Source organism: Rothia nasimurium, from assembly GCF_004569295.1.
In the GTDB taxonomy this organism is placed as follows: Bacteria; Actinomycetota; Actinomycetes; order Actinomycetales; family Micrococcaceae; genus Rothia; species Rothia nasimurium_B.
In genome coordinates, this window is record NZ_SPQC01000006.1 from 42319 (window position 1) to 68360 (window position 26042).

The following is a 26042-nucleotide window of genomic DNA, read 5'->3' on the forward strand; positions in this document are numbered from 1 at the left end:
GTACAGTCTACTAGGTTGCTATTCTGGGCTCTATGCCGGTTCGCCATTCTCCCTCATTCTTTGCATCACGTGCCGCCCAGGCTGCGAGTGCCTACTCCCCTAGCGCGGCGGTGGAGCAGCCCGTAGATTCCCCCGCTTTTTTGCGTCTGCTGGCCGGGCTTTTAGAGCGGTCTGTGGAACTGACCGACGTTCAGGTTGCTGATGCCCAGATTCTGTCGAGCGGGATGCGGTCGGTGGTGGTTCGGGTACGGGATTATCGCGGGGCGAGCTGTGTGCTCAAGTATTTTCGCCGCAAGGACTCAGCCCGCAACTCTGGCGGTTTTGGCTACCTGCGCGAAAAACACGGCCTTGCTGCCCTGAAGCAGGTCGCGCCGGGGCTCTACCCCCGCCTGTTGGCTGCTGACGACGCTGATCGTCTGCTGATTCTTGAGGACGTCACCGGCGGCTTCTCGTCTACTATAAGCCTGGGTGAGCTTCTGCTGTCGTCCGGGGCGGACGCCACACCCCGGCAGGCCCTGGACGCTTGGGTAGATACCTGGGCTAGTATTCTGGGCTCCCCCGCTCAGGCTGCCGCCCAGGCATCTTTTGTCGCTGAGCTTGCGAGCGCTGATGCGCAGGCGTCCGCACCGGGGTCCTTGCCCTCGCCCCGGCTTGCCTTCAAGGGCCTGCGCCTGCTGGCCGATAGGGAGGGTGTGCCGGTGGGCTCGACTGAATTCACGCAGATGGAGCAGGCCGTGGAGGGCATTATCTACCCGGCGCCGAGTGAGAGGGTGCTGTCGTCCGGCGATTTTTCTCCGGCTAACCTGCTGCAGCAGGCAGCTCCTGCGTCGAGAGTTCGCGGTATCGACGCTGAGGGAACTTGCTGGCACCACTGGGCGCTACCGGTGGCTGAGCTCCTGCTGGGCTTCCCGTCCTGGCCAGAGGGGCCGATTTCAGCGGACCTTGTGGAGAGTACTCTATGGCAGGGGGCGGTACAGCGTTTCTATAAGCAGGTGGCTCCGAGCCCCAGCGAGAGCGTACACGATGACACCCAGATAGCTGCAGCAATGGTAGCGGTTCAGGCGATTATGGCAGAACAAGGCAGATTAGAGGTAGCATCTCTTTCCAAAACCCCTTTTTAAGGGTACATTGTATATACCTTATATACACAAGGAGGGGTCATGGCCACCACAGTTGTTAACGTTCGACTCGATGAAGAGACTAAACAAGAACTTGATATCCTCTGCCAGCAATTAGGAATTACTGTCTCAGCAGCTTTTTCGATGTTTGCCAAGAAGATGACCAGAGAACAGCGAATTCCTTTTGAAGTGTCTATCGACCCTTTCTACTCTGAGAACAATCTCAAACATCTACGACGCTCTATTCACCAGGTCAAAGGAGGCCAGCTAACAGAGCATGGGCTGATTGATGAATAAGCTATGGTCCGATGAAGCCTGGGCACAGTATGTAAGCTGGCAAAGCGAAGACCGCAAAACTCACTACGGCGACCACTAGTCCTTAGATTCATTTGCACCACGTTCAGTTAGTCGTAGTAGCTGTACCCGTCCTCACTGCTCATACCCATCTCTTGAGCGTAGCTCTCGACCTCTTCACGCACCACGCTAAAAGCTAGACCCGCCGGGTAGCCCTTACGCCCCAACATAGCCACCAGGCGACGCATAACCTTCTCTTTCTCGCCCCTGTCCCCCAGGTCCATTGAGGGACGCAATTTTTTGCGCACCAACTCGTGGGCATCGGCGCGCTCGTCCTCCTCGGTGCGCTGCTCCAGAGCTATTTCGGCAAGCTCACCTTCAACGCCCTTGGTTTTCAGCTCCCGCCGGATAGCCGACCGCGACAGCTTCTTCACGTTCATTCGGGTACGCACATACATGTCGGCGAACTCAGCGTCGTTAATCAGGTTGACCGCCTCAAAACGGTTCAGGATATCCTCAATAACCTCCGCCGAAATTTCTTTGTCGACCAGCTTTTTCTCCAGCATGGCCCGGGACTTAGGCGAGGCAGCAAGCTGATTCAGCACAATATTTTTAGCCCGCGTAAATTCGCTCTCCGGTTCCTTACCAGCGCGGCTTCTCTTCTCAGGCATGGGAGTGACCCCCTGCACCAGCATTTCTTCGTCGGTGACCGACTCATTCAGGGCCGAGCCTTCACGGAAGAGAGGCTGCGAGCGCTTGCGCTGGAGAGTTTCGTTCTCTGGAGCGGACGCCGCCCCGATAGCGGGTGCGAAGGGCGAGCGGGCAGCATATTTGGCGGGCGGCTTGCGGAACCCTTTTTTGAGGTTGGGGTTGCGACGGCGGGTGTATTTGCCCTGACGGGCTGGTTCCGCAGCCTCGGCTACTTCCCCACCGTCCCGGCTACTACCCGTTGCAGCTGATGCTTTACCGGTGTAGGGGGTAGCGGTTTGTGTGCTGGCGTAAGCGCCAGACTCCCCCGGTAGATCCTGGGCCAGGCCCTGTGCCGCCGGGTGCCAGGCCGGGTACTCCTCAGGGGCAAGAAAATCTTCGACTCGTGGGTTTTCTGCGCTCACGTTCCCCTCCTGCTACCTACATCGTGTCATGTCGAAAGCCGCCACTACCGGGGCTTTTCCCGTAGTGGCGGCTACTAGCTCGCTGTTATGAGTTTAGAAGTTCTCAGAGATATCATCGAGCGGGTCAACAGAGGTACTGGGCTCTACCTCGTCCAGCTCTTCCTCTTCACCCTCAATGATGCCGAGCTTAACCATGGTCTTGTACTTAATCTCTTCGGTTAGTTCGGGGTTGTCCTTGAGGAAACGGCGCACGTTTTCCTTACCCTGACCTAGCTGATCGCCCTCGTAGGTGAACCAGGCGCCGGACTTCTTGACCACGTTGTGCTCAACGGCAAGGTCGAGAATGCCACCTTCAACTGAGATACCCTCACCGTAGAGAATATCGAATTCAGCCTGCTTGAAGGGCGGAGCCATCTTGTTCTTGACGACCTTGGCGCGGGTACGGTTGCCGATGGGGTTAGCGCCGTCCTTGAGGGTCTCAATACGGCGAATATCGATACGTACCGAGGCGTAGAACTTCAGAGCCTTACCACCGGTGGTGGTTTCGGGTGAGCCGAAGAAAACGCCAATCTTTTCGCGCAACTGGTTGATAAAGATAGCGGTGGTGTTGGTTGCTGACAGGCGGCCGGTAATCTTACGCAGAGCCTGGGACATCAGACGGGCCTGCAGACCCACGTGGGAGTCACCCATCTCGCCCTCAATTTCGGCGCGGGGCACCAGAGCGGCAACGGAGTCAACCACGATGATGTCGATGGAGCCAGAGCCCACCAGCATATCCATGATTTCCAGGGCCTGTTCACCGGTATCGGGCTGGGAGACCAGCAGGGCGTCGGTGTCTACACCCAGCTTGGCTGCGTAGACCGGGTCAAGGGCGTGTTCAGCATCGATGAAGGCTGCGATACCGCCGGCCTTCTGCACATTAGCCACAGCGTGGAGGGCGACGGTGGTCTTACCGGAAGATTCTGGGCCGTAGATTTCTACCACGCGACCGCGGGGCAGGCCGCCAATGCCGAGGGCGGCGTCCAGGGCCAGAGCGCTGGTTGAAATAGTTTCGACCTTGCTGGCCTCGCGGTCACCCAGGCGCATGACGGAGCCCTTGCCGTAGTTCTTATCAATCTGGGCAAGGACGGCCTCAAGTGCCTTTTCGCGCCCTTCGGCGGGTACCTGACCTACTGACTGCATGCGAGTTTTCGCTGCCATGTATGTTCCTCATTTCTTATCGCGGTACGAGAGTTCTTCTCTGGCTACCACGGTAATACCTAGGGCTGACACTTTAAGGGTTCAGCGCGAAGATTTTGAAAATCTGTGGATAACCCGGTTATGTGTCGCGAGCTGCCGGTCGTTCGTTCACAATCCTACAGGAATTCGAACACATTTTCTATTAAGTACGAACGATTTTCTAGCCTAGGGCCGCGGCTCGATATCGGGCCCCAGCTGCCGTTCTACAGGAACATCCTGTACCCGGCAAATAGCCAGCCATACCTCGCGCACGTTGGCGCCGGCGTCCAGAGCCTGCTGGGCCGTCAAATCGCCAAAGTCCCCGGGTACCAGATCACGGGCTAGGTGGCGGGCATAGACCGATCCAAACTCATGGTCCATCGCCGCCCAAAATTCACTGAGCTTCATCTTCTTCCTTCCTCCACAGTACACAGACACCACAGAACACAAACAGAGCCGAGCCCTTGCGGGGCCCGGCTCCATCTCTTAGTTACCTAGAGAGCGAATTGTCTAGCGAGCTGCCAGGGGGCGCTCGACGGCGGGAATATCGCGGCTTGAGGTTGCTGCGATACCGTATTCACGCTTGAACTGTTCTGAGAACTCAGCGGGTACGGTATCGGGTACCGAGAAGCCTTCTTCAACAGCCATGCGGGCTGAGACTTCGGCCAGCATAGCTGAGAGGGAGATGTTCAGTGCCTGGCAGATGGAAGCCAGCAGCTCTGATGAGGCTTCCTTCTGTCCGCGCTCGACCTCGCTGAGGTAGCCCAGTGATACTCGGGCTGAGTGGGAAACTTCGCGGAGGGTGCGGCCCTGGCGCTGGCGAACATCGCGCAGAACTTCGCCGATAGCGTGGCGGAGCAGGATTACTTTACCGGTGTCGTGGGCAGGGGCAGCGTTCTCAGTCTGACCCACATCCTTCCAACGGACGACACCGTTCACGGATACGGGCTGCTTAGTCATTTTTATACCAATCTCCTGGTTGTCGTGCTCCTGTTATATCAGGAGCGTGTGTTTTCAGCCTAGCGCATGTTGGCGCTTTCGTCAGCTGACCGGAAAATATTTCGTTTACTTACGACTTCTTTTCCTTACATCTATCTAAACCCATAGGGCTGTGTTTTCATTCCCTGTTAGCTGAAAAATTCATCTGAAAATTTTCTGGGAGCTCACTTGGCCGTGTCAGCAAGAAACTCTGCAAGCAGGTTCAAGGCATCATGGGCGGCTTGGGCACGAATTTCTGCCCGGTTGCCCGCATAGTTTTTTTCAAGCACGCGGATGCCCCCGCTGGCCGGGTGCGCTACGGCCAGGTAGACGCGCCCTACCGGTTTGCCATCGCAGGGCTCTGGCCCGGCAGCTCCGGTGGTGGCTACGCCGAAATCAGCTTCGCAGACCCGGGCGGTTCCCTGAGCCATAGCGATCGCAACGTCTGGGTCTACCGCTCCCCGCTCAGCGAGCAAACCGGCAGGTACCCCCAGGACAGAGGCTTTGACCTCAGTAGCGTAGGAGATAATGCCACCCCGGTACACCGCAGACGCCCCAGGAACGGTGCAGATGAGCTGGCCTACCATACCCCCGGTCAGGGACTCTGCCGTTGCCAGTTGAGCACCGGCGTCCGCCCCCTTCTGTGCCCCATCGACTGCGCGAGCTACCGCAGCGGCAACCAGACGGGCAGCAGCGCGCTCAAGGTCCTGGGCCCTTATCTCTACCATGCCGGGCTACTTCCCCTGAGCCGCGAAATAGTTGCGGCGCAGCTGCATGGCCTTGATGACGTAGTCAATACCGGTCACCACGGTCACGACCACCACGGCGGCCATCACCAGGTAGCCGGGCCACAAAGCCCAGGAACCCAGCTGCCCCAGCGGGAGAATCATCAGCACCAGTGCCACCGTCTGCAGCACGGTCTTGAGCTTACCGCCCTTAGAGGCCGCCATGACCCCGTACTTGATGATGAACAGGCGCATCACCGTGATACCCCACTCGCGCACCAAAATGACGATGGTGACCCACCACCACAGCTCCCCCAGCATGGACAGCACCACGAAGGCCGCCCCGGTGAGCAGCTTATCAGCGATGGGGTCAGCGATCTTGCCGAAGCTGGTAATCAGGTTGTTTTTGCGGGCTAGGTAGCCATCGAGCCAGTCGGTAATCATGGCTAGTACGAACACGGCGGCTGCCCACCAGCGCAGGCTCAGGTTGGCCTCGCCGTGGGGCCCGCCGGCCCAGAGGGTCCAGACGAACAGGGGAACCATCACAATGCGCAGGGCGGTCAGCGCATTCGGGATGTTCCAGTTAGAAGCGGTTGCGGTCTGGTCGGCCACGGTGTTCTCCTTAGGGTGGTTCCGCCCCTCTCTCGATAAGCGGGGCGGACGCCGTCGGTTGGGTCTGGCAGGGAAGGCCGGCTAGCGGCCGGTCAGGTTCCAGGCGTCTTCGCTGTCGGGGTCGTCCGCCTCGTCGTAGTAGTCAACGGCCTGCGGCACCCCGTCGTTCATGTGGGCTACGGGATCCCCTCCGTAGGGGTCGCTGTCTACAGGGGCCGGGGGCTCTTCACCCCGAATCTTAGCGAGGACGGCGGGCAGGTCATCGGGCTGGACCAGCACATCGCGAGCCTTCGAGCCTTCGGAGGGGCCAACGACTTCGCGGGATTCGAGCAGGTCCATGAGGCGCCCTGCCTTAGCAAAGCCCACGCGCAGCTTGCGCTGCAGCATGGAGGTCGAACCGAACTGGGTGTTGACCACCAGTTCGGCTGCCCGCAGCAGATCGTCTAGGTCATCCCCGATGTCGTCGTCAATCTTCTTGGAGGGGGCAGCGGCGATCACGTCGTCGCGGTAGACCGCAGGGGCCTGCTTCTTCACGTGTTCCACGACCTCGTGAATCTCAGATTCGCCCACCCAGGCACCCTGCACACGCATGGGCTTCGACGCGCCCATGGGCAGGAAGAGGGCGTCACCCTGACCGATTAGTTTCTCGGCACCGGGCTGGTCGAGCACCACGCGGGAGTCAGTCACTGACGAGGTCGCAAAGGCCATGCGGGAGGGCACGTTGGCCTTAATCAGGCCGGTGACCACGTCAACGGACGGACGCTGGGTCGCCAGCACCAGGTGAATACCGGCGGCGCGGGCCAGCTGGGTGATACGGACGATGGACTCTTCCACATCGCGCGGGGCAACCATCATCAGGTCGGCAAGCTCGTCCACGATCACCAGCAGGTAGGGGTAGGCCTTGATTTGGCGCTTGGAGCCGGGTTCCGGCTGAATCTTGCCAGCCTTGACGGCCTTGTTGAAGTCGTCCACGTGCTTGTAGCCGTAGTGGGCAAGGTCGTCGTAGCGGGCGTCCATCTCTCGCACAACCCATTGCAGGGCCTCGGCGGCCTTCTTGGGGTTGGTAATGATGGGGGTAATCAGGTGAGGAATCCCCTCGTAGGCGGTGAGCTCCACGCGCTTGGGGTCAACCATAATCAGGCGCACCTGATCGGGGGTTGAGCGCATCAGGATCGAGGTAATCATGGAGTTCACGAACGAGGATTTACCGGCGCCGGTAGCACCTGCCACCAGCATGTGGGGCATCTTAGCAAGGTTAGCAATGACGAAGCCGCCCTCGACGTCCTTACCCACACCCATGACCATGGGGTGGTCGGTAGCGTGAGCCTTGGCGGAGCGCAGCACATCGCCTAGCACCACGATTTCGCGGTCGGTGTTGGGGATTTCGATACCGATAGCGCTCTTACCCGGGATGGGCGAAAGGATGCGTACGTCGGCAGACGCCACAGCGTAGGCAATGTTCTTGGACAGGGCTGTGACGCGCTCCACCTTGGTGCCGGGGCCCAGCTCAATCTCATAGCGGGTGACGGTGGGGCCGCGGGAGAAGCCGGTGACTTCGGCATCGACGTTGAACTGCTGGAGCACGTTGGTCAGGGCATCGACCACCTGCTCGTTGGCTTCGGAGCTTTCCTTGGCGGGCGGGCCGGCCTCGAGCATGGACTCGGTGGGCAGGGTGTAGGAGCCGGTCGAATACTCCACGACCAGCTCGCCACGGGGCTGTTCGGTTCGTTCTGCCACGGTGTTGTTTTGCAGGCGGGCGGACGCGCGTTCAGCGGCAGGGCGCTCTGCGGCAGGACGTGCCGCCGCGGTTGCACTAGCAGCACCGGCAGCAGCCGCGCCGGTCAGGGCAGCACCCAGTGAAGCGGCAGAAGCGCTCCCCTTGCCGGGGCGGGGCACAGCAGGAGCTGATGCGGGGGCGGGTGCCGATGCAGAAGCAGCAGCCGGTCGGCTAACAGGCTGAGCCGCAACAATCTCGGGCTCAAAGTCGTCACGGTCTGCTTCTACCGGTTCAGGGCTATATCCGTGATCCGCGGCAGCCTGACGGGCCTGGTCGAGGCGCTGGGCGGGGGCGTCCGAACGCTCCTGCTCGGCGTAGCTGGCCGCAAGCTCGTCCTCGCTCTCCCACAGACCCTGGTCAAAGAGCTCGCCCTGTTTCTTGGCGGCCTTAGCCGCTGCTTTCTTCTCTTTACGGGTTTGTTTGCGGGGGGCCTCAACGTCGAAGGCTTCTACGGGGCGGGCCGCGTTCTGGGCAGCGCGGCGGGGAGCAGCAGGAACCTGCTCAACGCGGGCAGTTTCGGGTTCGGCATCGTAGCCACCCTCAATAACAGCAGTCTGGTAGGCCTCGTCTGCCTCGTAGCGGTCAAGCCTCCGGTCCTTCTCTTCGCAAGGTCCAAAGCCCAGCCAGCTCAGCAGGCCGCCGCGGCGGCGGGGAGCTGGGGCGGGGGCGTCCTCGTAGAGATAGGAGCGGTCGTGCTCGCCGTCCAGCACGCGGGTTTCGGTATCGTCCTGGGTGCGGGAGACGCGGGAAGGACGTCCGGCGTCGGCAACAGAGCCGTGGGGCTTTTCGCCCAGCAGCAGGCCGAAAATATGCACGACCTTGGGCCAGATTTGGCGCAGGGGCGTATCGGTTGCCACCAGCAAACCGGCAAGGAAGACCAGGGCAATCACAAGCCATTCGAGCACATTCACGCCGCCCACGATACGGCTTGCAGGGGTACCGATCAGGACGCCCACGGTACCGCCACCGCCCCAGAATTCATCAAAGCTCGATGAGAATGAGGGGTAGCCGGCGACCTTGGCGCCCATCATGGAAGCCGAAACCATCATGATGGTAAAACCGATGGCGATACGGTTGTTGGCGCGTACCTCCAGCGGGTGGCGGAAGATTCTGATAGCGAAAATCAGGCAGAGAATGGGAATCAGCAGGGAGCCCTGACCGAAGAGGCCGCCCACGGCGATATGCCACAGGTGCAGCGGCCACTCGTACCAGGCAAGGTTAGCGGGGTCAGCTCGCCAGCCCCACCACTCCACGCCCGCGGTGAGCAGGCCAATAGCCAGCACCAGCAAGGCACCGCCGTCACGGCGTTCGTGCAGTTCGATATCGGTGCGGAGCTCGCCCATACGGCGCACGGCACCGCCCACGGTAAAGGCTAGAGACTGCCAGGCTCCCACCAGGGCACGCACAAAGGCGTTGCTCTCCTGAGGGGGCGCTGACGTGGTCTTACGGCTTCGACCTTGAGCGGAGGTTGAGCGACGTGAGGACGTCTTGGAGCGGCTCCCTGTAGAGCGGGGAGCTGATTTACTCGATGCAGACTTTCGCGGAGCCATTCTTCCCAATACTGGTTGACGTTGGTATGCGTTTAAATAGCTTACCCGGCAGCAGGTAAAACTGCCGCCGGGTATGCGCAGAGGTTGCTAGTTGCCTTCAGCCTCAGGGGTGTGGGTCTCGATGACCACGGGCACGATCATGGGCTTGCGGCGCAGGCGGCGGGCCACCCAGGCACCCATGGTGCGGCGGACGATCTGCTGCAGCTGGTGGGTGGTGTGCACCTTTTCGGGGGCCCGGTGCAGGGCGTCCTCGAGGGCTGCGGTGATCTTGGGGGTGATGTCGTCGAAGACGGAGTCGTCTTCGGCGATGCCGCGGGCGTGGATATCGGGGCCGGTGACCACGCGCTTGGTGGCGCGGTCGACCACGGTCACGATGGAAACGAAGCCTTCTTCGCCCAGAACGCGGCGATCCTTGAGGTCGTCCTCGGTCACGTGGCCCACGGACTTACCATCGACGTAGACGTATTCGCAGGGTACCTGGCCGACGATATCGGCGCGGCCATCGCGCAGGTCTACCACGGTACCGGAGTCACAGATCAGCACACGGTCGCTCTTGATACCGGTTTCGATAGCGAGCTTGCCGGAGGCCAGCAGGTGACGGACTTCGCCGTGTACGGGCATGACGTTCTTGGGCTGCAGGATGTTGTAGCAGTAGAGCAGCTCGCCGGCGGCGGCGTGGCCGGAGACGTGAACCTTGGCGTTACCCTTGTGTACCACGTTGGCACCCAGCTTCATCAGGCCGTTAATCACGCGGTAGACGGAGGTTTCGTTACCGGGAATCAGGGATGAGGCGAGGATGATGGTATCGCCCTTTTCGACCTGAATCTTGTGGTCGCCGTTAGCCATACGGGAGAGGGCAGCCATGGGCTCACCCTGGGAACCGGTGCACATCATCACGATTTGCTCGGGGCGGTAGTCGTCGACCTTCTTGAGGTCGACCAGAATACCTTCGGGTACGTTTAGGTAGCCCAGCTTCTCGGCGATGGTCATGTTGCGCACCATGGAGCGGCCTACCAACACGACCTTGCGGCCGCGCTCGGCGGCGGCGTCGAGCACCTGCTGCACGCGGTGGACGTGGGATGAAAAGGAGGCAACGATAACGCGGCGCTTGGCGTCACGCATGACGTTAGAGATAACCGGGCCGATGTTCTTTTCGGTCGGGGTGAAGCCGGGAACCTCAGCGTTGGTTGAGTCGGGCAGGAAGAGGTCAATACCTTCTTCACCCAGGCGGGAGAAGTGGCGTAGGTCGGTGATGCGGCCGTCGAGGGGCAGCTGGTCCATCTTGAAGTCGCCGGTGTGCAGGCACTTACCCGCCTTGGTGCGGATGAAGACTGCCAGGGCATCGGGAATGGAGTGGTTAACGGCTACGAATTCGCATTCGAAGGGGCCGAAACGCTCAACCTGGCCTTCAACGACGTCCATGGTGTAGGGCTTGATGCGGTGTTCCTGCAGCTTTGCCTCGACCAGGGCCAGGGTTAGCTGGGAGCCAACCAGGGGGATGTCGGGGCGCAGACGCAGCAGGTAGGGTACAGCGCCGATGTGGTCTTCGTGGCCGTGGGTCAGCACGATGGCCACGATGTCCTGCAGACGGTCCTTGATGTAGTTGAGGTCGGGCAGAATGAGGTCAACGCCGGGCTGGGACTCTTCGGGGAAGAGCACGCCACAGTCGACAACGAGCAGTTTGCCGTTGATCTCGTAGACGGTCATGTTACGGCCGACTTCGCCCAGGCCGCCCAGGGGCACAACGCGCAGGGTGTCTTTTTTCAGTTTGGGAGGTAGGTGCGGACTTTCAACTGTTTGCATAGTTTCTCTTTCGTTCGTTTTTCTTTTTCTGAATACGGGCAAAGCGGGCCACCCAAAATCGCCGTGATTTTGGGTGGGCCCGCCGGGTACCCGCAGTACGTTTTTACTTGACCAGGGTTGAGGCGATGATGGAGCCTTCGAGGTCGGAGCGCATGAGGGCGGCTTCTTCGTCGGTAGCGAGCACGTGCGGCAGGCGCACGGTGGCTGAGTCGAGGATGCCCTGCCAGGTAAGAATCTGCTTGGCGGCGACGCAGCCGGGTACGCGGCTCATAGCGGCGCGGACGACGGGGGCCAGGTCGAGGTGCAGTTTCTGGGCGGTTGCCAGGTCACCGGCAACGGTTGCGTCGATGAGCTGGCGGAAGTGTTCGGGGGCTACGTGGGAGGTGACGCCTACAAGACCGACTGCGCCCATGGCGAGCCAGGGCAGGGTGAGGCCGTCATCGCCTGAGTAGTAGTCGAGGTCGGTGGTTTCCATGACCTCGGTGGCGGCGGTGAAGTCTGCTTTGGCGTCCTTGACTGCCACGATGTTCTCGTGGTCTGCCAGGGCGCGGTAGACGGCGGGGGTGATGGGGATGCCTGCGCGACCGGGGATGTCGTAGATCATGACGGGGGTCTTGACGGCGTCAGCTACGGTGCGGAAGTGGGCTTCCAGGCCGGTCTGGGTGGGCTTGTTGTAGTAGGGAGTGACCACGAGCAGGCCGTCTACACCTACTGCTTCGGCGCGGGAGGCCAGGTGCAGGGTGTGGGCGGTGTCGTTGGAGCCAACGCCAGCTACGATTTTTGCGCGGCCGCCGACAGTCTCTTTGACGATGCGGAAGACGTTTTCGTTTTCCTCATCGGTCATGGTGGAGTATTCGCCGGTGGTGCCGCAGACGATGAGACCGTCGTGGCCTCGGTCCACCAGGTTGGTCGCGAGCGCTGCGGTTGCTTGTTCGTCCACTTCGCCGTTGGCGGCGAAGGGGGTGACCATGGCGGTGAGCAGGCGCCCGAAGACGGGTTCTGCTGCGGTTGAGGTGTTCTGTGCGGTCTCAGACATATCTACTACGTTACCTTATCTGGCTGGGTGGGGTGAGGTGAGTTTGCTTAAAGCTAGGTGGCTGGGCGGGGCGGGGACGTCTGCGGGCAGCTTCTAGACGGAGAGTTGGGCCGGGGTTTTGCCGCGGTAAAGAGCGATGGCGGTGCGCATGGCTTTGCGGGCGCGTTTTCGGTCGCCGGAGGCGTCGTAGGCCAGGGAGAGGTGGAACCAGTTTTTCCAGTTGGCCGGTTCGGTCTCGGTTGCTGCTGCAACCCGAGTGAACTGGGCGTCGGCGGCGGTGCGGTCGATGCGGCCGGATTCTGTGCAGGGCAGGGTGTCTTCGGACAGTTCCCCGGTTGCAGCAAGTTCTTGGCCAAGTGCCTGGGTGCGGGAGCCGAAGATAATTTCGCGAACCATGGCCCAGGCTCCTAGGACGGGCAGCACGATGAGAGCTCCGCCTAAGAGGGCGCCCAGGGTTCCGGCGTTCTGCAGGAAAATGAAGCCCCTCTGAACGGTCAGTACCAGGTAGAGGCTCAGGGCTACCGTAACGAGGGCGGCGAAGGCACGCCCCCGCCCACCGGCGTCCACCGCGATAAACACCGCACAGAAAACACCGACCGCGAGCAAGAAGAGGCGGGTTCCTAGCGGCAGGGGCAGGATGAGCACGGTGAGGACGGCCAGGGTGATTGCCCCGGCGGTGAAGGCGCGCAGCGAGGTCACGGGCTAGTCCAGGTTGAGGTAGCGGTCAAGGCCTACGGTGAGGCCGGGGTGCTGTTCGACCTGGCGGACGCCGAGCAGGAGGCCGGGCATGAAGCTGGTGCGGTCAAAGGAGTCGTGGCGGATGACCAGCTGCTGACCGGCATCGCCCAGCAGGATTTCCTGGTGGGCGGTCAGGCCGCGCAGGCGGACGGCGTGCACGTTAACGCCGGCGACCTTGGCGCCGCGGGAGCCACCTTCGTCGGTTTCGGTAGCATCGGGTGAGGCGGGCACACCGGCTTCGGCGCGGGCTGCTGCAATTTTGTGGGCGGTGTGGACGGCGGTACCCGAGGGGGCGTCCACCTTGTTGGGGTGGTGCATCTCGATCACTTCGACTGACTCGAAGAACTTAGCTGCCTTAGCTGCAAACTCGGTGGCCAGGATAGAACCGATGGCGAAGTTGGGGGCAATCAGCACACCCACCCGAGGGTGCTCGGCGAGCAGGGCTTCAAGGGAGGCCAGGCGCTCTTCATTCCAGCCGGTGGTGCCGACCACCGCGTGGATGCCGTGCTCAACGGCGAAGCGTACGTTCGCTTCGGTGGCGGAGGGAACGGTCAGGTCGATCATGACGTCGGCGCCGTATTCAACGAGCAGGTCCAGGGAGTCCCCGTTGCCCAGGGCGGCTACCAGATCCATATCTTCTGCGGTGTTAACCGCTTTCACTGCCTCTGACCCCATACGACCGGCAGCGCCTACAACAGCGACCTTCCAAATCTTGCTCATGCCTCTATATATCCCTTAGATAGTCGTTAGCTTGGGTGCCGGGCGGCACCTGGCGGTACTCGCTCACACGCACAGCACCGGCTGGCGCAGGTATCGCATCAACAAGCCACATCACACTACTCTAGCGAACGGGGTAGCCCCACTGCACGCCCTGCCGCACCCAAGCGTCCTTTCACCTGTGCTAATACCCGAAAGTAGGCGGGGGTATTTCAGCATCCGAAACCGGTTTCGGCCCGCTGAGTGCTAAAAGACCCGGCGGGTTCGACACAAGAAAACCCGCCCAGCTCTTACACTAGAAAGGTGCGTCTGCACCCCAGCTCACCGACCCAAGGGAACTATGAAAGACGATCACGTTTTTTACTCTGCCGTGCACCCCCACGAGGGGCAGCGACGCTTTGTCCTGCGCGGTCTCGACGGCGTACGTGCTATCGCGGTGCTGCTGGTGCTGGTGTACCACTTTTGGCCCCAGTACCTGCCCGGGGGCATGATTGGCGTTGATATTTTCTTCGTTATCTCGGGTTATCTGATTACTGCCCTGTTACTGCGCGAGGGTGCCTACACCGGCAAGATGGATATCGTTTCTTTCTGGGTGCGGCGTCTGCGCCGTCTGGTGCCGGCTTTTGCCCTGCTGACCCTGGTGGTAGGTTCTTTGGCCCTGCTGGTAGGCGGTGATGCCCAGGTCGGTCTGGGCCGCCAGATTCTCGGCGCTTTTACCTATTCGTCGAACTGGCTGCTGATTTGGGCCGGTAACGACTATTTCACCCAGACCTCTCCTGAGCTCATGACCAATTTCTGGTCGCTGGCGGTTGAAGAACAGTTCTACCTGTTCTGGCCTGTCGTGATGGTCTTTGTCTTTATGTTTACCGCTAAGTGGTGGCAGCGGGCTCTTGTCCCTGGAGTTTTGGGTGCCCTGTCGCTGCTGACTGCGGTCGTGCTGGGGCTACTGGGTGCTTCCACCACCCGCCTCTACTACGGAACCGATACCCACCTCTACGGCCTGATGCTGGGCGTCCTGCTGGCCATGATGATTCCCTGGTCCATGTACCCGCCTGTTGATGACCGTCTCTACCCCCTGGTCGGCTACGGCAACGGTATCTGGGGCTGGATGCGCCAGCTGGTCGGCTGGGTGAGCTTGGCTGCCGTCATTCCCTTTGCACTCACCCTTTCAGACCACAGCTCCTGGCTCATGCCCTGGGGCCTGCTGGTGGGTTCTCTTTTGGGTATGGGCATTATTCAGGCCCTGCTTCCGGACGTCCGCGGCGGCACATCCGAGCTCTTTCGGGGCTTGCTGTCCCTAGCTCCCCTGCGCTGGATCGGCCAGCGCTCCTACGGCATATACCTCTGGCACTGGCCGCTGATGGTGCTGGCCCACTACACCTTTGGCGCGGCACGCTCCCCCTGGGTGAACGTCGGCGTGCTGTTCTTAACCCTGATTGTTGCGGGTCTGTCCTACATGTATGTGGAGCAACCCGTGCGTCAGCTGGGCTTCCGAGGGACGCTTTCAGCCTGGTTCTCAGCCATGGTAGCACCGGCAGGCCGGGCCCTGCCGGTGGGCGTAGCCGTCCTTGCCGGTGTAACCCTAATTGCCACCGTTTTTGCGGTGCGTACCGCACCTGCCATGACCCAGGCTGAAGCTGTGGTAGCGGCCGGTGCCAACTACATGCAGGCGTCCGCACCGGCGCCCCAGCCGACCACTGCCTCAGCTGCTCCCAGCTCTTCTGCCAGCCATAGCGCCTCGGCTGCACCGACGGAAAGCGCCAGCCCCTCCCCTACCACCGCACCGTCTGCCGCTGTTGATGGTTCCCAGGTGACGGTTGTGGGTGACTCGGTCACGCTGGCCTCCTCGATTGCCCTGGGTGAGGCCATGCCCCAGGCCCTGGTCAATGCAGAAGTTTCCCGCACCAGCGCAGCTGCCCTGCCCGTTGTGGAGCAGCTAATAGATTCGGGGCAGATGCGTGAGGTACTTGTACTATCGGTAACCGCCAACTCTACTTTCACCGTTGCCCAGCTAGAACAGCTCAAGGCCTCGGTGTCACCCAACGGGGAGCGCAAGATTGTGCTGGTCACCGGCGTTGGCCCGGCAAACCTGACCTGGATTGAGCCCTCTAACCAGGTAATTCGCGAGTTCGCAGCGCAGAACCCCGATACGGTCTTTATTGCCGACTGGCAGGCAGCAGCCAAGGGCCACCCCGAGTACCTGGTCTCCGACGGCGTGCACCCGCAAAACGAGGGCCTGACCATCTACGCCCAGACCGTCAAGGACGCGGTGGCAAAGGCACTGGCGGGATAAGGTCGCCGCGAGGCCGGACTGTCACATCTGTACCGTGTCACGGGCTGCCCCGGCTCCCGGCGTCCTTCCCGCGCTTGCCCGCTTTTCCCCTTCCCCCCCCATTTTGTACCACCTGCTGCCCAGTTTTACCCCCCAAAGTGGGCAGGGCGCGGTACAAAGTAGCTAGAGCGGCACCCCTCTGTGCAGTTCGAGCATTGCAGCAATTTCACGGGCTATCTGCTCCGGATGGTTTCTCACCTGCGCCCAGCTATACCGAAGAACAATCCAGCCCTGATTCTGCAGCTGCTTCTCACGTCTGCGCTCTGATATAACAGCCCGATCAGTAGGCCCATAGTCCGTGTATTTAATGTGGCCGTCAAACTCAACAATGACCTTCTCATTCTCATACAGAAAATCAGGTCTATAGACCCTACCACCAACCACTACATTTACTTGTTGTGCAGGTCTCGGTAGACCACCGTCAATAATTGCAATCAATAGAAGAGTTTCACCGGGGCTTTCACACAGGCTACTGAGGTACGGAAGTGTAGCCCGCGCTCGGCGTGCACCTCGCCCTTGAAGTTTCTTCAAACGCTCTTCTACAGCTTCACTCGTTGTAAGTTGCCGGTTCAAAGCCGAGTTGATAATGCACACCGATTCGCTCAGCTCCAGGTATCTCGCACAGTCATCGAGTGTCTGTAGCAGGCTAGTTGCTCGCACTGTTCCTGATATGTATGCGATAGGCACAGAAGGTTTTACAGTGTAATGCTTGATGATTCCTTGAGCGCGGCCTCGGGTATTCGGGCCAGCCAGAATATCGACCAGGTTCTCTGAAGCAATGACGCTAAGGCCATGGAGCCAGGCAGCGCTCCTGTGGCTGAAGATAGCATCAGGGTTCTGTTTTGCATAGGCAACTATGGCGTAGGGGTATCGCTCGGCTGGTCGCAGAGAGTTATAGATAGAGCTTGGGCAGAATATGCCGGGACGTAATTGCACGAGCTCGCCGCGGTGCATTTTGCGTGTGATGGTGGAGTTGCATAGGCCGGCGGCTACAAGTTCGGCACGGGTGGAAACGAAGGTTAGAGGTTCAGCGATCCGCATAGGGTGAGTTTGGCTCACCCAGTCTGAGATTTTCTACTACTCGGTGTTCTGTGGATAGCAGATAAGAACCTTGTGCCTAGCCAGGGGTCTTTAGGTCGTTCTGTTGGTGCAGCGAAGACACTTTGTTTCGCCTTCCATCCACAGGAGTTGACAGGCTGTCGTTTACCCGCTTCGAGGGGCCGCCCGCCCTGCTTTCCCCTCACTTTGTACCACGTGCTGCCCAGATTTAGCCCCAAAAGTGGGCAGGACGCGGTACAAAGCGGCAAGCTTCCCGTAGAGAGCACAAAAAAGAAGGACGCCTGCAGTTTTGCAGGCGCCCTCCCTAAAGTTTATTTGACGATGGTGGTGACCCACTCCTGGTCTGCCAGGTAGCGGGCCAGGTCGTTGACCTGGTCAGCGGTTACTGATCGAACACCATCGAGCAGCTCATCAATCGAGAGGAACTTACCCGAGTCCAGTTCTGCCCGGCCCAGGCGGCTCATGCGGGAGCCTGCGTCCTCACTGCCCAGTACGGTGGAGCCGCCCAGCTGCCCTACGACCTTCTCAAGTTCTTCCTGTGTGATACCATCGCGTACAAACTCGTCGAAGGTAGAGCGCATGAGTTCGGTGACCTGCCCTGCTTTGGCAGGCAGGCAGCCAGCGTACATGCCGAAGTAGCCGGCGTCTGAATAGGATCCGGTAAAGGAGAAGGTCGAGTAGGCCAGGCCCCGCTTCTCACGGATTTCCTGGAAGAGGCGGGACGACATTCCCCCGCCCAGGGCGGAGTTGAGCACGCTCATGGCGTAGCGGCGCTCGTCGCCGGCGATGAGGCCGGGGCAGCCCATGACGATGTTGGTCTGTTCAAAGCCTTTTTCGAGGATTTTTTCGCGAGCACCGGGCACGATATCGCTCTGGTGGCGGACGCGGCGCAGGGCTGGCAGGGCCCCTTCGGTGAGGTCCCAGCCACGATTGGCTAGGGACTCAAGCACCAGGTTGACGATTTCGGAGTGGTTGAGGCTGCCCGCTGCTGAGATAACCAGGCGGTCGGGGGTGTAGAACTTTTTGTAGTGTTCCCACACCTTGTCGCGGGCAACGTCGGTGATTTCTTGCGGGGTGCCGCCGATGGGGCGGCCCAGCGGGTTGTTGCCCATGAGCTGTTCGATGAAGGATTCGAAGGCGACGTCGGTGGGGTCGTCCTGATCCATGGCGATTTCTTCGAGGATGACTCCGCGTTCCTGTTCCAGCAGGGCGGGGTCGAGCTTGGCACCGGTGACCATGTCGGCGATGACGTCGATAGCCATGGGGGTGTCTTCGTCGAGTACGCGGGCATAGTAGCAGGTGTGTTCTTTGGCGGTAAGGGCGTTGGATTCGCCGCCTACCCGGTCAAAAGCGTGGGCAATGTCGAGGGCGGTGCGGCTTTCGGTGCCTTTGAAGAGCAGGTGTTCGAGGAAGTGGGTGGAGCCCAGCATGCCGGGCTGTTCGTCGCGGGAGCCTACCCCTACCCAGAAACCGATGGAGACGCTGCGTTGGGAGGGCATGCATTCGGTGATGACGCGGACGCCGCCGGGTAGCACGGAACGGCGCACTTCGTTGCCTCCCCCGCCGGCGTAGATGAGACGGCCGGTGCGGTAGTTGAGCTCGTCGGTGAGGTCAGCGATTTCAAGGGGTAGAAGGACGGGCATGGGCCTGCTTTCTGCTGTTCTGGAATACCTGTTTAGTATGCCAGATTTTTCAGTTTAGAATCTGGGGAAACGCTTCACCCTCTAAAAATATGACTATGTTTTTTAGACAAAAAATAATTGAGGGGTTAAGGGTAAATTTTATTTTTTATCTTTTTGATTAGATAACTAAGGAAACATATTCTTATCAGAAGGCCCTTTAGTTTTTATGAAACAACACACTCGCATCGCGGCCGCTCTGCTATCGTGCGGAGCCGCGACGCTCCCTATTGTTGCTCTCCCCCAAGCTGTCGCAGAGACCACCGCACAACAGGTTACTCCTGCAACGCAGACCCAGGCGTCGCTTTATTCGCCCCAGTATGATCAGAGCGATTCTTACTTAGTTGTGGTTCCTGACGAGCGAACTTTTTACCCGCCCATAGATTATTCTGGGGAACTGCCTGAGGGAACTAGCTTTTCAGCCGCCCCTGACACCCCAAGCTGGATTTTTGCTGGCCCTTTTGGGGACATATCTGCCTCACCTACCTATGATGTAGAACCGGGCACCTACACGGTAAACGTTCTTGTAACCTACCCCGATGGGTCGGTTGATACCCTATCTCAGCCTATAACAGTCATCAACGATTACTACAGCTCGCACATTACAGGTAATTATTTCCCCGTCACCCAGCTCTCTTGGGGGCAGGGGTTCCCTTCGTTTGATCTTCAGGTTCCGTGGGAGCCGGGGACAGCTTTCTACATGGGTGATAGCATAAACCCCGTCGTGGGTTTCTGTAGCTAGCGATGGTTCTGTAGTACTGGACCCCGACGTTGGGGCGCCTAGCGGCGAGCATAAGATTCCTCTGACCTTCGTGGACGAGGACGGGGTAGAGCGTGCAGTTCATCTTACTGTGAATCTTTTAAAGTACAGTGACTTTATTTCTGTTTCTCGTGAACAAGTTTCAGTTGCAGAAGTCGTTCCGGGTTGGGCTTTTAGTTATAACTTAGTAATCGCAGGTAATGGTGGCTCTTTGCCGGCTGGTACCGGCCTATCGTTGCAGTACTCTGACAGTGATATTTCGTCTGTTAGTTTGAGCGAGGACGGGCAGCAGATTCATCTGGTTGCTTCTACGGATGCTCGTATTTCAACCGGACCTTGGGCAAGTTATGCGTATCTACTACTCACCTACCTGGACGGGTCACAAGATAGTCTAGTAGCTCCTTATCGGGTTGTTGCCCCGCCCGTTCCAGAGGCAACTCCGGAGCCTTCCTCCGAGCTCGTAGCCCCTGCCCCTGAGGAGACCTCAGCAGTAGCTGTTCCTACAGCTTCAGCTGAGCCTACCGCTACTCCCGTCGCTACTGACGCTGCGGCTGCTCTTCCGAAAGTCACCGAGTCAGTGGTGGCTCCTGTTGCGCCCACTGCAGTTGCGGCGTCACCCACCTATGTACCGTTTGTAGAGCCTACCTTGCTAGCAGCTAGTCAGTTGTCTGTAGGGCCGTTGCCTACCCGTGGCCTGCCTCTACTGGGCCCTCGAGTGGAGCATGCAAACGCTGCATCGCAGACTGCTCAGTTGAGCGAAGCAAGCTCATCACAGGCTGCAGCTTCGTCATCGAGTTCTGCTCAGCAGTCAGCCCAGCCTGTTTTGGCCCGTACCGGAGCTGGGGATAGTTTGACCATTCTGTCTATGGTGGGGGCAAGTTTGTTCTTTGTAGGTGGTGCGGCATTGGTTGCAGTACGCCGCCAGGCTAAATCAAAGTAAAGTTCAGAGAGTAAAGGCAAGGGGCAGGAACTCAAAGTTCCTGCCCCTCTTCTTTTATGGCTGGAGTACCGGTTTGATAAGTGGTGCCAGGCTTTCAGCAAATGCCTGTGTGATATGGGTAGGGTCTGTATGTGTAAGGTATTCTCCAATGACTACAGGGCACGTACCGTTGACGCAGGTTACTGCAAGTGCGTCAAAACGAGTTACCGTAGTTGCTCCTAGTCCAGTGGATTCTACTGCACGTTGTTCAGCTGTTTCCTTTTCTTGTTGGTAGCTTTGTAGCTCTGCAGAGCAATCTGCTGTTGTCCCAGTCTTAGTCATACAGCTTCGTGGATCGCCAGTAAGCGCAGGGGAACCAAGCACGCTGATATGGCTGGTGTAGTTTGCAAGTTGCTTGAGCGTCTGAGCCGTTGCTTGCTCCCAGTTCTCTGACTTTTGAGTTGCATCGGTAATAATCTGGCCAGCTTCGTTGAGCTGATACTCATAGCCACCTGTTGCGCTCGCAATAACAATGAGATCTGGCTGCATCTTTTCAGCAAGATTAAACATAGCTTCACGTGTAGTTGCACATTTTTCAGCGAATCCGCTTGCTTCAAAATCGGCTTCCTGGCGAATCGACATAATTGAGCAAGAGCCTACACCAGCAGCGACAACTCGGTCTGTTGCCTCGCTCGCTGCAACAACTGCTGGAGTCCAGGCCATTGCGACTGAGTCGCCAATAACAAGTATTGTGCGTTGAGCAGATTCTTCGCTTGCGCCCCATTCACAGAGCTTTAAGTCTGTGGCTCCAAATCCTACAGCGCAGGAAGTCGATGGGGCCATTGCTTCGCCCATCTGCTCCTGGGTGAGTTGGTTGGGTGAAGGGATAAGCTGGTTACTCCACTCTGATTGAGATGAGCTTGCAATGGCGTTCTCGACTTCTTCCAGTGTGTTGTAAGTAGTTGTTGCTGACGCTCGTTCTACATTCATGGTCTGAGGCGCAAGCACAGCATATTTTGAGGGCATAAACTGCCACACTGTCATAGCTGCAATCGCAATTAGAACAGTGGCAGATATCAGGTTGCCGGCCTTGATCCATAGTGAGGGCAATTGGTTTCGCTCTTGCTTTTCCCAGCTACGAAGTAGGTCCGAATGGCGGATGGGGTTCTCTACAAGGTAGTAAGAGAGCGCTGAAAGTCCAAATGTCAGCACCAGGCACCCCAGCAGAACCAGGTTGGAGTTACTGAACCAGGTTGTCATGAAAATAAGGACGGGGAAATGCCATAGATAGAGCGAATATGAGATATCGCCGATCCAACGCATGACAGGATTTTCAAGTCCAATCACCACGGGAACTGTCTGTTGTTGGGGTAGTAGTACTAAGGCTGTTGCAATCGCAGGGACAAGGGCGAAGGGTCCGGGGAAAGGAGTTGCAGCAGTAATAGTAAATGCTGAGGCGATGAGCAGAACAAGCCCTACTAGGCCGAGGTAATGGCTGTACTTCCTTCTAGCACCTAATCGTGCGGCCAAGGCGCCAATCGCGAATTCACAGGCTCGTGAAATGGTGTCAAAGTAGGCCCACTGTGCTCGGTAGTCAGTGAAGAGAACTGCCCATAGCGCAGAAAGAATAATAGTCGCGATAATTGCAATATCGACCGCGCGTTCTGGTTTTTTGAACTTGCTACCTATAGCCCAGGCCAAAGTAAGCACCAGAGGCCAGGCTACGTAGAACTGCTCTTCAACGGATAGCGACCAGTAATGTTGGAAGGGCGAGGGGTTTGAAGAGTGTGCCAGATAATCTGTTCCGGCTCCTGCGAAATGCCAGTTAGCTACCCAGAGATTCGACCAGATGGCATCAAGGGTGTATTGCAAGGTCTGAGGTGTGAACCAGGTGAACCAGGCAAGAACAACGGTAATAACCGAGACGAATAGAGCTACGGGCATGATACGACGCAGACGGCGGGCGTAGAAACGAGGCAATCGTACCCGTCCGTGTTGCTGGATATCTCGCAGGATAATTCCTGAGATGAGGAAGCCTGAAAGCACGAAGAATATGTCAACACCGATGAAGCCACCCTGAGGTACATTCCAGAAGTGCTGGGCGATGACGAGTAAGACGGCTACGGCCCGAAGACCCTGGATATCGGATCGCTGTGTGCCGGTGGCTCTATGCCGGTAGCCATGTGATGTGGTAGCTGTGTTCATGGTTCCCTTGCCATATAAACCCTTGGGAGGGGTGCTACCCCCCCCCGAAAAAAATTATTAATTTAATCGATAAAGAATTTTTATGCGATGCTGAAGAGGTCTTACCAGCCGCGCTTTTTCATTTCTTGGAACATGAAATAAGCCCAGGCCCTTGACCCTGCTTCGTTAAGATGTCCGTTCGCATCAGTCCTGAAGCTCGCTGGAATTACTCGGTTTTTAAGATTTGCGTCATCTTGCTCAGTCATCGGAACTCCGGCTTTATCAAAGGCTATCTCAGGGTTATCGAAGATTGCTGTGATGGGTTTAACAAAGATATCGCCAAAAGCCTCTTCTAAAGTTGCATTCCATTCATCGATTGCTGCGCGTGCTTCGCCACCTATAGGTTCATGCACCCATGGAACAATTTCCCATACAAGCTTCCGGGCTTCAGGGTGAGTATTCGTACCGAGAAGCACTCCAATATTTTCAACGACAGACTCAATAGAGCTCGTTAGATCCTTATCATTCCTACCTAGCCCAATAATCATCGAGTATTCATGAGCAGGACCTTTGCGCAGGAAGTCAATTTCTGCTTCAGGGTCAACAGTGACCTCTACTGGGCCTCCCACATCGATGGCATCACCGGGAGTATCTCGGGCAAAATATGCAACATCTTCACCATAATGGCTAATAAGGTAACCTTTAGTTCCTTGAACTACCGCTGGGTACCGCCATGAGTTCCTCGCGATAAAATCAATTGGCTGAAAATCAGTAATTAAATTTTCCCCAGATTCCTTAATCACATTATTTTCTAGAGTAATTTTTATTTCTAGCGCGCCGCTTCTTAACGCAGCGTTAATTGCTTTATCTCCAGAGATACCAGCATTTATATGCTCATATCCTGTTAGCCCAGCTAAATCATCTACTGTTGTACTTATGGCTGTTAGAGAATCACCAAAGTGCACCCATTTTCTGGGGTCTGAGCCTGATGCAGCTGCACTTGAAGTAGCCGCTGTAGCAGTTTCTGTAGGTACAATTCGTTCAATTTTTTCCTGCCCGCAGCCAGCAAGCCCCGCCACAGCTCCGGCTGAAAGACCAGATAGAAGTAAACGGCGTGACAATAGGTTAGTCATCGTAAAAATCTCTTCTCTAGTTTTCTGAGACGCGAGGAGCGTCCTGCGCGATCAAGTCAATTTCGTTCTGGGTGATGCTCGCAGCCAACTGCTTATCATTCAGATTTTCCGCAACATTCTGATGGTGTAGAGCGTTCTTCTGGGTACGGGGAATGGAAATAAAGGTCATACCCCGGTGGTCAATTTTGCGAGCTTTCAGACCATTCCGCAGGGCAATAATGTTTACCCAGATATCGTCTGCTTTAGGGCTCTTATCAAGAAAGTCTTCGCCAGCTTCTTTCAGAGCCTTCTGCAAGGTTACAGGAAAGATAGTGCCCGCGCCCGTTGTGATGAAGTTTGAGTACAGAGCATCGTTAACTGATCCGTACACCCACTGCTTATACGGTGCGACCTGCCCCTGAGCGTCCAAGGTAAAACGATGAGTACGGTACCCTAAAAACTCGCCAGGGTACTGGACAGCAGCTTCATTCAGATAACGTAACCAGTTCTTGGGGTAAAGGATATCGTCGTCTGCGGTTACCAGCAGGTTTTCTTCTCCCCCGGTCTCAAGGCAGTAGGGGTAGGCTTTCTTGTGCGGACCATAGTTCTTCGTAAACCGAATCTCAAGGCCGCGGTTCTGCAGTCGTTTCAGCTCGGGGTAGTTGTCGATAGAAAAGTCTTCTTCATCGACCCAAAGAATAAACCGTGCAGGCAAGACCGAACCCTGAGCCAATGATTCGATGGTGTACCACACTGTTTTCAGGCGGTCTGCGTACGAAGTGAGCGACAGAGTAATCGGGGCTTTGCCCACAATACTCTTCTTGCTCACAGCGTTGAGAGCGCGAAGCCGCCCCATAGCTGCTGATTTGAGAACAATTTTTACCGGTCGGCTGTAGGTTAGATCCATCGAAACCATGTGTATTTCTTTCTACTTCATAATCTTTGCTTTGCGCAGCACTGCTCGAGCTGCTCGTCCAAGAAGCGCAAAATCTGCTCCTCGGGCGAAATAAAATTCATGAATCTTGAAGCCAAACTTAAGTTTCAAGAAAACGATGTTGCTGAAACCAGCTAAGCCGCTACCTACCAAGGTAGAAAGGGCAGCACCCATACCTCCAATATGCGGGGTGAGGGTTATAAGAACAAGCAGGTTAAACACTGCGCCGATAGCCATAGACCAGCTACGCAGATCGGGGTGTCCGCGCCCTGAGAGGCCAGCGCCCGCTACGGACCCTGCGGAACCAATAGCCGCGGCTCCTAACAGAACCCAGGTCATAGGTACTGCTGCTTCAAATTCTTGGCCGAAGATAGGGCCAATCCACCACTGAGCTGTCAGAGCAATCGGGAGCGAGATAAGGAGCGTAATGAGGGTGGTGACTCTGGCAGTCATTGTCAGACGTTGATCGGCTGCCGCTGCGCTATCTTCATCGCCGCTATCACGTGAGTCTAAGGCAAAAACCACATTACGAATAGCGTTTGAGATAACCGAAGGTACTTCGCCGATAGTCACAGCTACAGCGTAGAGACCCTGCTCTTGAAGAGTGGTCAGTTTAATCATGAGGGTCTGGTCAATACGTGAAAGCACAATCCCAGAAAGGGAGCCAAACCAGACCTTGCCGCCGTACCCCAGAGCTTCCCCTACTGGCTGTTTTTCACCCGAGTAGCGGTACTTCTGCTGGCGAATCTTCACCAGCATTGGCACGTATACAAGAGCACCCAGTACCGGAGTTACGAGGGTAACGATAACGGCGCTGAGAACGTTAAGGTTCCCGGTCCAGAGGAGTACAAGAATGGCTCCGAGTCGTAGCAACGAGAAGAGGCCCTGTTCCAGCGCTTGCAGGTGCCATTGGTGGGTGGCCGCTACGAGGGCGCGCGGGATAAGAATCAGCATGTTGGGCACAACCGCTAATGCTGTCAGAACAACGAGCTGTGCATACCAGGGCCCGTGGTCTGCTGCTAGGTAAGGTGCAAGTACATAAATCACACCTGCGCATACGGCTCCTAAAAGTACGAGCACACCTACAACAAGCTTGAGAACCGAGCCGGTACGCCTCACGAATCGTGCAGCGTGAAAGGTCAGTGCTTCTGGCATACCAAATGCACCAACCGCAGTTGCTACAAGCACTAAAGATGTGATGCCGCCAAGGGCACCGCGCCCAGCATCGCCCAAAGAGTTAGAAAGAATAGGTGCAATGGCAAGACCCGCGATAGGCGCAATAAGGTTCCCCAGCAACGAGTAGAACATGCTCTTTCGCACGCTCGGTTGGGGGGTCTCTTGTATCGGCTCTTCAACGGTGTGGCTCTTATACTTTTCCGTGAAGT

At 57.8% G+C, this 26042-nt stretch carries 22 protein-coding genes; 5 read left to right on the forward strand and 17 right to left on the reverse strand.

What is annotated here, in order from left to right; translation table 11 throughout:
- Positions 1-32 precede the first annotated feature (32 nt).
- Positions 33-1121 carry a hypothetical protein gene (locus E4U03_RS02645; RefSeq protein WP_135011439.1) on the forward strand — a complete coding sequence of 363 codons (1089 nt, stop codon included), beginning with the start codon at positions 33-35 and terminating at the stop codon, positions 1119-1121.
- Positions 1122-1160: 39 nt separating this feature from the next.
- A complete protein-coding gene (locus tag E4U03_RS02650) occupies positions 1161-1415 on the forward strand; it encodes a type II toxin-antitoxin system RelB/DinJ family antitoxin (protein WP_135011440.1) in 255 nt (84 codons plus the stop codon).
- 107 nt (positions 1416-1522) lie between these two features.
- Here E4U03_RS02650 and E4U03_RS13310 read toward each other — a convergent pair whose 3' ends face one another.
- From E4U03_RS13310 to dapB, 11 genes are all read right to left on the reverse strand, one after another.
- Positions 1523-2524, reverse strand: coding sequence for a regulatory protein RecX (locus E4U03_RS13310; protein WP_245207648.1), 1002 nt, complete (start codon positions 2522-2524; stop codon positions 1523-1525).
- Positions 2525-2617: 93 nt separating this feature from the next.
- The gene (recA, locus tag E4U03_RS02660) at positions 2618-3724 is read right to left on the reverse strand and encodes a recombinase RecA (RefSeq protein WP_135011441.1); all 1107 of its coding nucleotides are present in this window, start codon (positions 3722-3724) and stop codon (positions 2618-2620) included.
- 204 nt (positions 3725-3928) lie between these two features.
- On the reverse strand, positions 3929-4150 hold the full coding sequence (locus tag E4U03_RS02665; RefSeq protein WP_135011442.1) for a DUF3046 domain-containing protein: 222 nt from the start codon (positions 4148-4150) through the stop codon (positions 3929-3931).
- Between the two features lie 102 nt (positions 4151-4252).
- Entirely contained in the window at positions 4253-4702 is a 450-nt protein-coding gene (locus E4U03_RS02670) for a helix-turn-helix domain-containing protein (RefSeq protein WP_135011443.1), read from the reverse strand.
- Positions 4703-4905: 203 nt separating this feature from the next.
- Positions 4906-5448: a CinA family protein gene (locus tag E4U03_RS02675; RefSeq protein ID WP_135011444.1), complete on the reverse strand. Its 543-nt coding sequence runs from the start codon at positions 5446-5448 to the stop codon at positions 4906-4908.
- 6 nt (positions 5449-5454) lie between these two features.
- Positions 5455-6057, reverse strand: coding sequence for a CDP-diacylglycerol--glycerol-3-phosphate 3-phosphatidyltransferase (pgsA, locus tag E4U03_RS02680; protein WP_245207649.1), 603 nt, complete (start codon positions 6055-6057; stop codon positions 5455-5457).
- An 81-nt stretch (positions 6058-6138) separates the two neighbouring features.
- Positions 6139-9384: an FtsK/SpoIIIE family DNA translocase gene (locus tag E4U03_RS02685; protein ID WP_135011445.1), complete on the reverse strand. Its 3246-nt coding sequence runs from the start codon at positions 9382-9384 to the stop codon at positions 6139-6141.
- 87 nt (positions 9385-9471) lie between these two features.
- On the reverse strand, positions 9472-11187 hold the full coding sequence (locus tag E4U03_RS02690) for a ribonuclease J (RefSeq protein ID WP_135011446.1): 1716 nt from the start codon (positions 11185-11187) through the stop codon (positions 9472-9474).
- A gap of 103 nt (positions 11188-11290) precedes the next feature.
- Positions 11291-12223 (reverse strand): 4-hydroxy-tetrahydrodipicolinate synthase, encoded by a 933-nt coding sequence (gene dapA / locus E4U03_RS02695; RefSeq protein WP_135011447.1) that lies wholly within the window; start codon positions 12221-12223, stop codon positions 11291-11293.
- A 93-nt stretch (positions 12224-12316) separates the two neighbouring features.
- Positions 12317-12922: a hypothetical protein gene (locus tag E4U03_RS02700; RefSeq protein ID WP_245207650.1), complete on the reverse strand. Its 606-nt coding sequence runs from the start codon at positions 12920-12922 to the stop codon at positions 12317-12319.
- 3 nt (positions 12923-12925) lie between these two features.
- A complete protein-coding gene (gene dapB, locus E4U03_RS02705; RefSeq protein ID WP_135011448.1) occupies positions 12926-13681 on the reverse strand; it encodes a 4-hydroxy-tetrahydrodipicolinate reductase in 756 nt (251 codons plus the stop codon).
- A 337-nt stretch (positions 13682-14018) separates the two neighbouring features.
- Here dapB and E4U03_RS02710 point away from each other — a divergent pair, with 337 nt between their 5' ends.
- Positions 14019-15971 (forward strand): acyltransferase family protein, encoded by a 1953-nt coding sequence (locus E4U03_RS02710; protein ID WP_135011449.1) that lies wholly within the window; start codon positions 14019-14021, stop codon positions 15969-15971.
- A gap of 162 nt (positions 15972-16133) precedes the next feature.
- On the opposite strand, the gene E4U03_RS02715 is transcribed toward E4U03_RS02710, so the two are convergent.
- Positions 16134-17051: a DUF559 domain-containing protein gene (locus E4U03_RS02715; RefSeq protein ID WP_135011450.1), complete on the reverse strand. Its 918-nt coding sequence runs from the start codon at positions 17049-17051 to the stop codon at positions 16134-16136.
- A 329-nt stretch (positions 17052-17380) separates the two neighbouring features.
- A complete protein-coding gene (locus tag E4U03_RS02720) occupies positions 17381-18712 on the reverse strand; it encodes a M16 family metallopeptidase (protein WP_135011451.1) in 1332 nt (443 codons plus the stop codon).
- 205 nt (positions 18713-18917) lie between these two features.
- Here E4U03_RS02720 and E4U03_RS13680 point away from each other — a divergent pair, with 205 nt between their 5' ends.
- The gene (locus E4U03_RS13680; RefSeq protein ID WP_135011452.1) at positions 18918-19490 is read left to right on the forward strand and encodes a Rib/alpha-like domain-containing protein; all 573 of its coding nucleotides are present in this window, start codon (positions 18918-18920) and stop codon (positions 19488-19490) included.
- 229 nt (positions 19491-19719) lie between these two features.
- A complete protein-coding gene (locus E4U03_RS02730) occupies positions 19720-20448 on the forward strand; it encodes a hypothetical protein (RefSeq protein WP_135011453.1) in 729 nt (242 codons plus the stop codon).
- A 54-nt stretch (positions 20449-20502) separates the two neighbouring features.
- Here E4U03_RS02730 and E4U03_RS02735 read toward each other — a convergent pair whose 3' ends face one another.
- The 4 genes from E4U03_RS02735 to E4U03_RS02750 form a co-directional block, all read right to left on the reverse strand.
- Complete coding sequence (locus E4U03_RS02735; RefSeq protein WP_135011454.1) at positions 20503-22632, reverse strand: acyltransferase family protein; 2130 nt, start codon at positions 22630-22632, stop codon at positions 20503-20505.
- Between the two features lie 101 nt (positions 22633-22733).
- A complete protein-coding gene (locus tag E4U03_RS02740; RefSeq protein ID WP_135011455.1) occupies positions 22734-23744 on the reverse strand; it encodes a hypothetical protein in 1011 nt (336 codons plus the stop codon).
- A gap of 16 nt (positions 23745-23760) precedes the next feature.
- Positions 23761-24639 carry a hypothetical protein gene (locus tag E4U03_RS02745; protein WP_135011456.1) on the reverse strand — a complete coding sequence of 293 codons (879 nt, stop codon included), beginning with the start codon at positions 24637-24639 and terminating at the stop codon, positions 23761-23763.
- Positions 24640-24651: 12 nt separating this feature from the next.
- Positions 24652-25965, reverse strand: a complete 1314-nt coding sequence (locus E4U03_RS02750; protein WP_167752242.1) for an oligosaccharide flippase family protein — start codon at positions 25963-25965, stop codon at positions 24652-24654.
- Between the last annotated feature and the right edge of the window lie 77 nt (positions 25966-26042).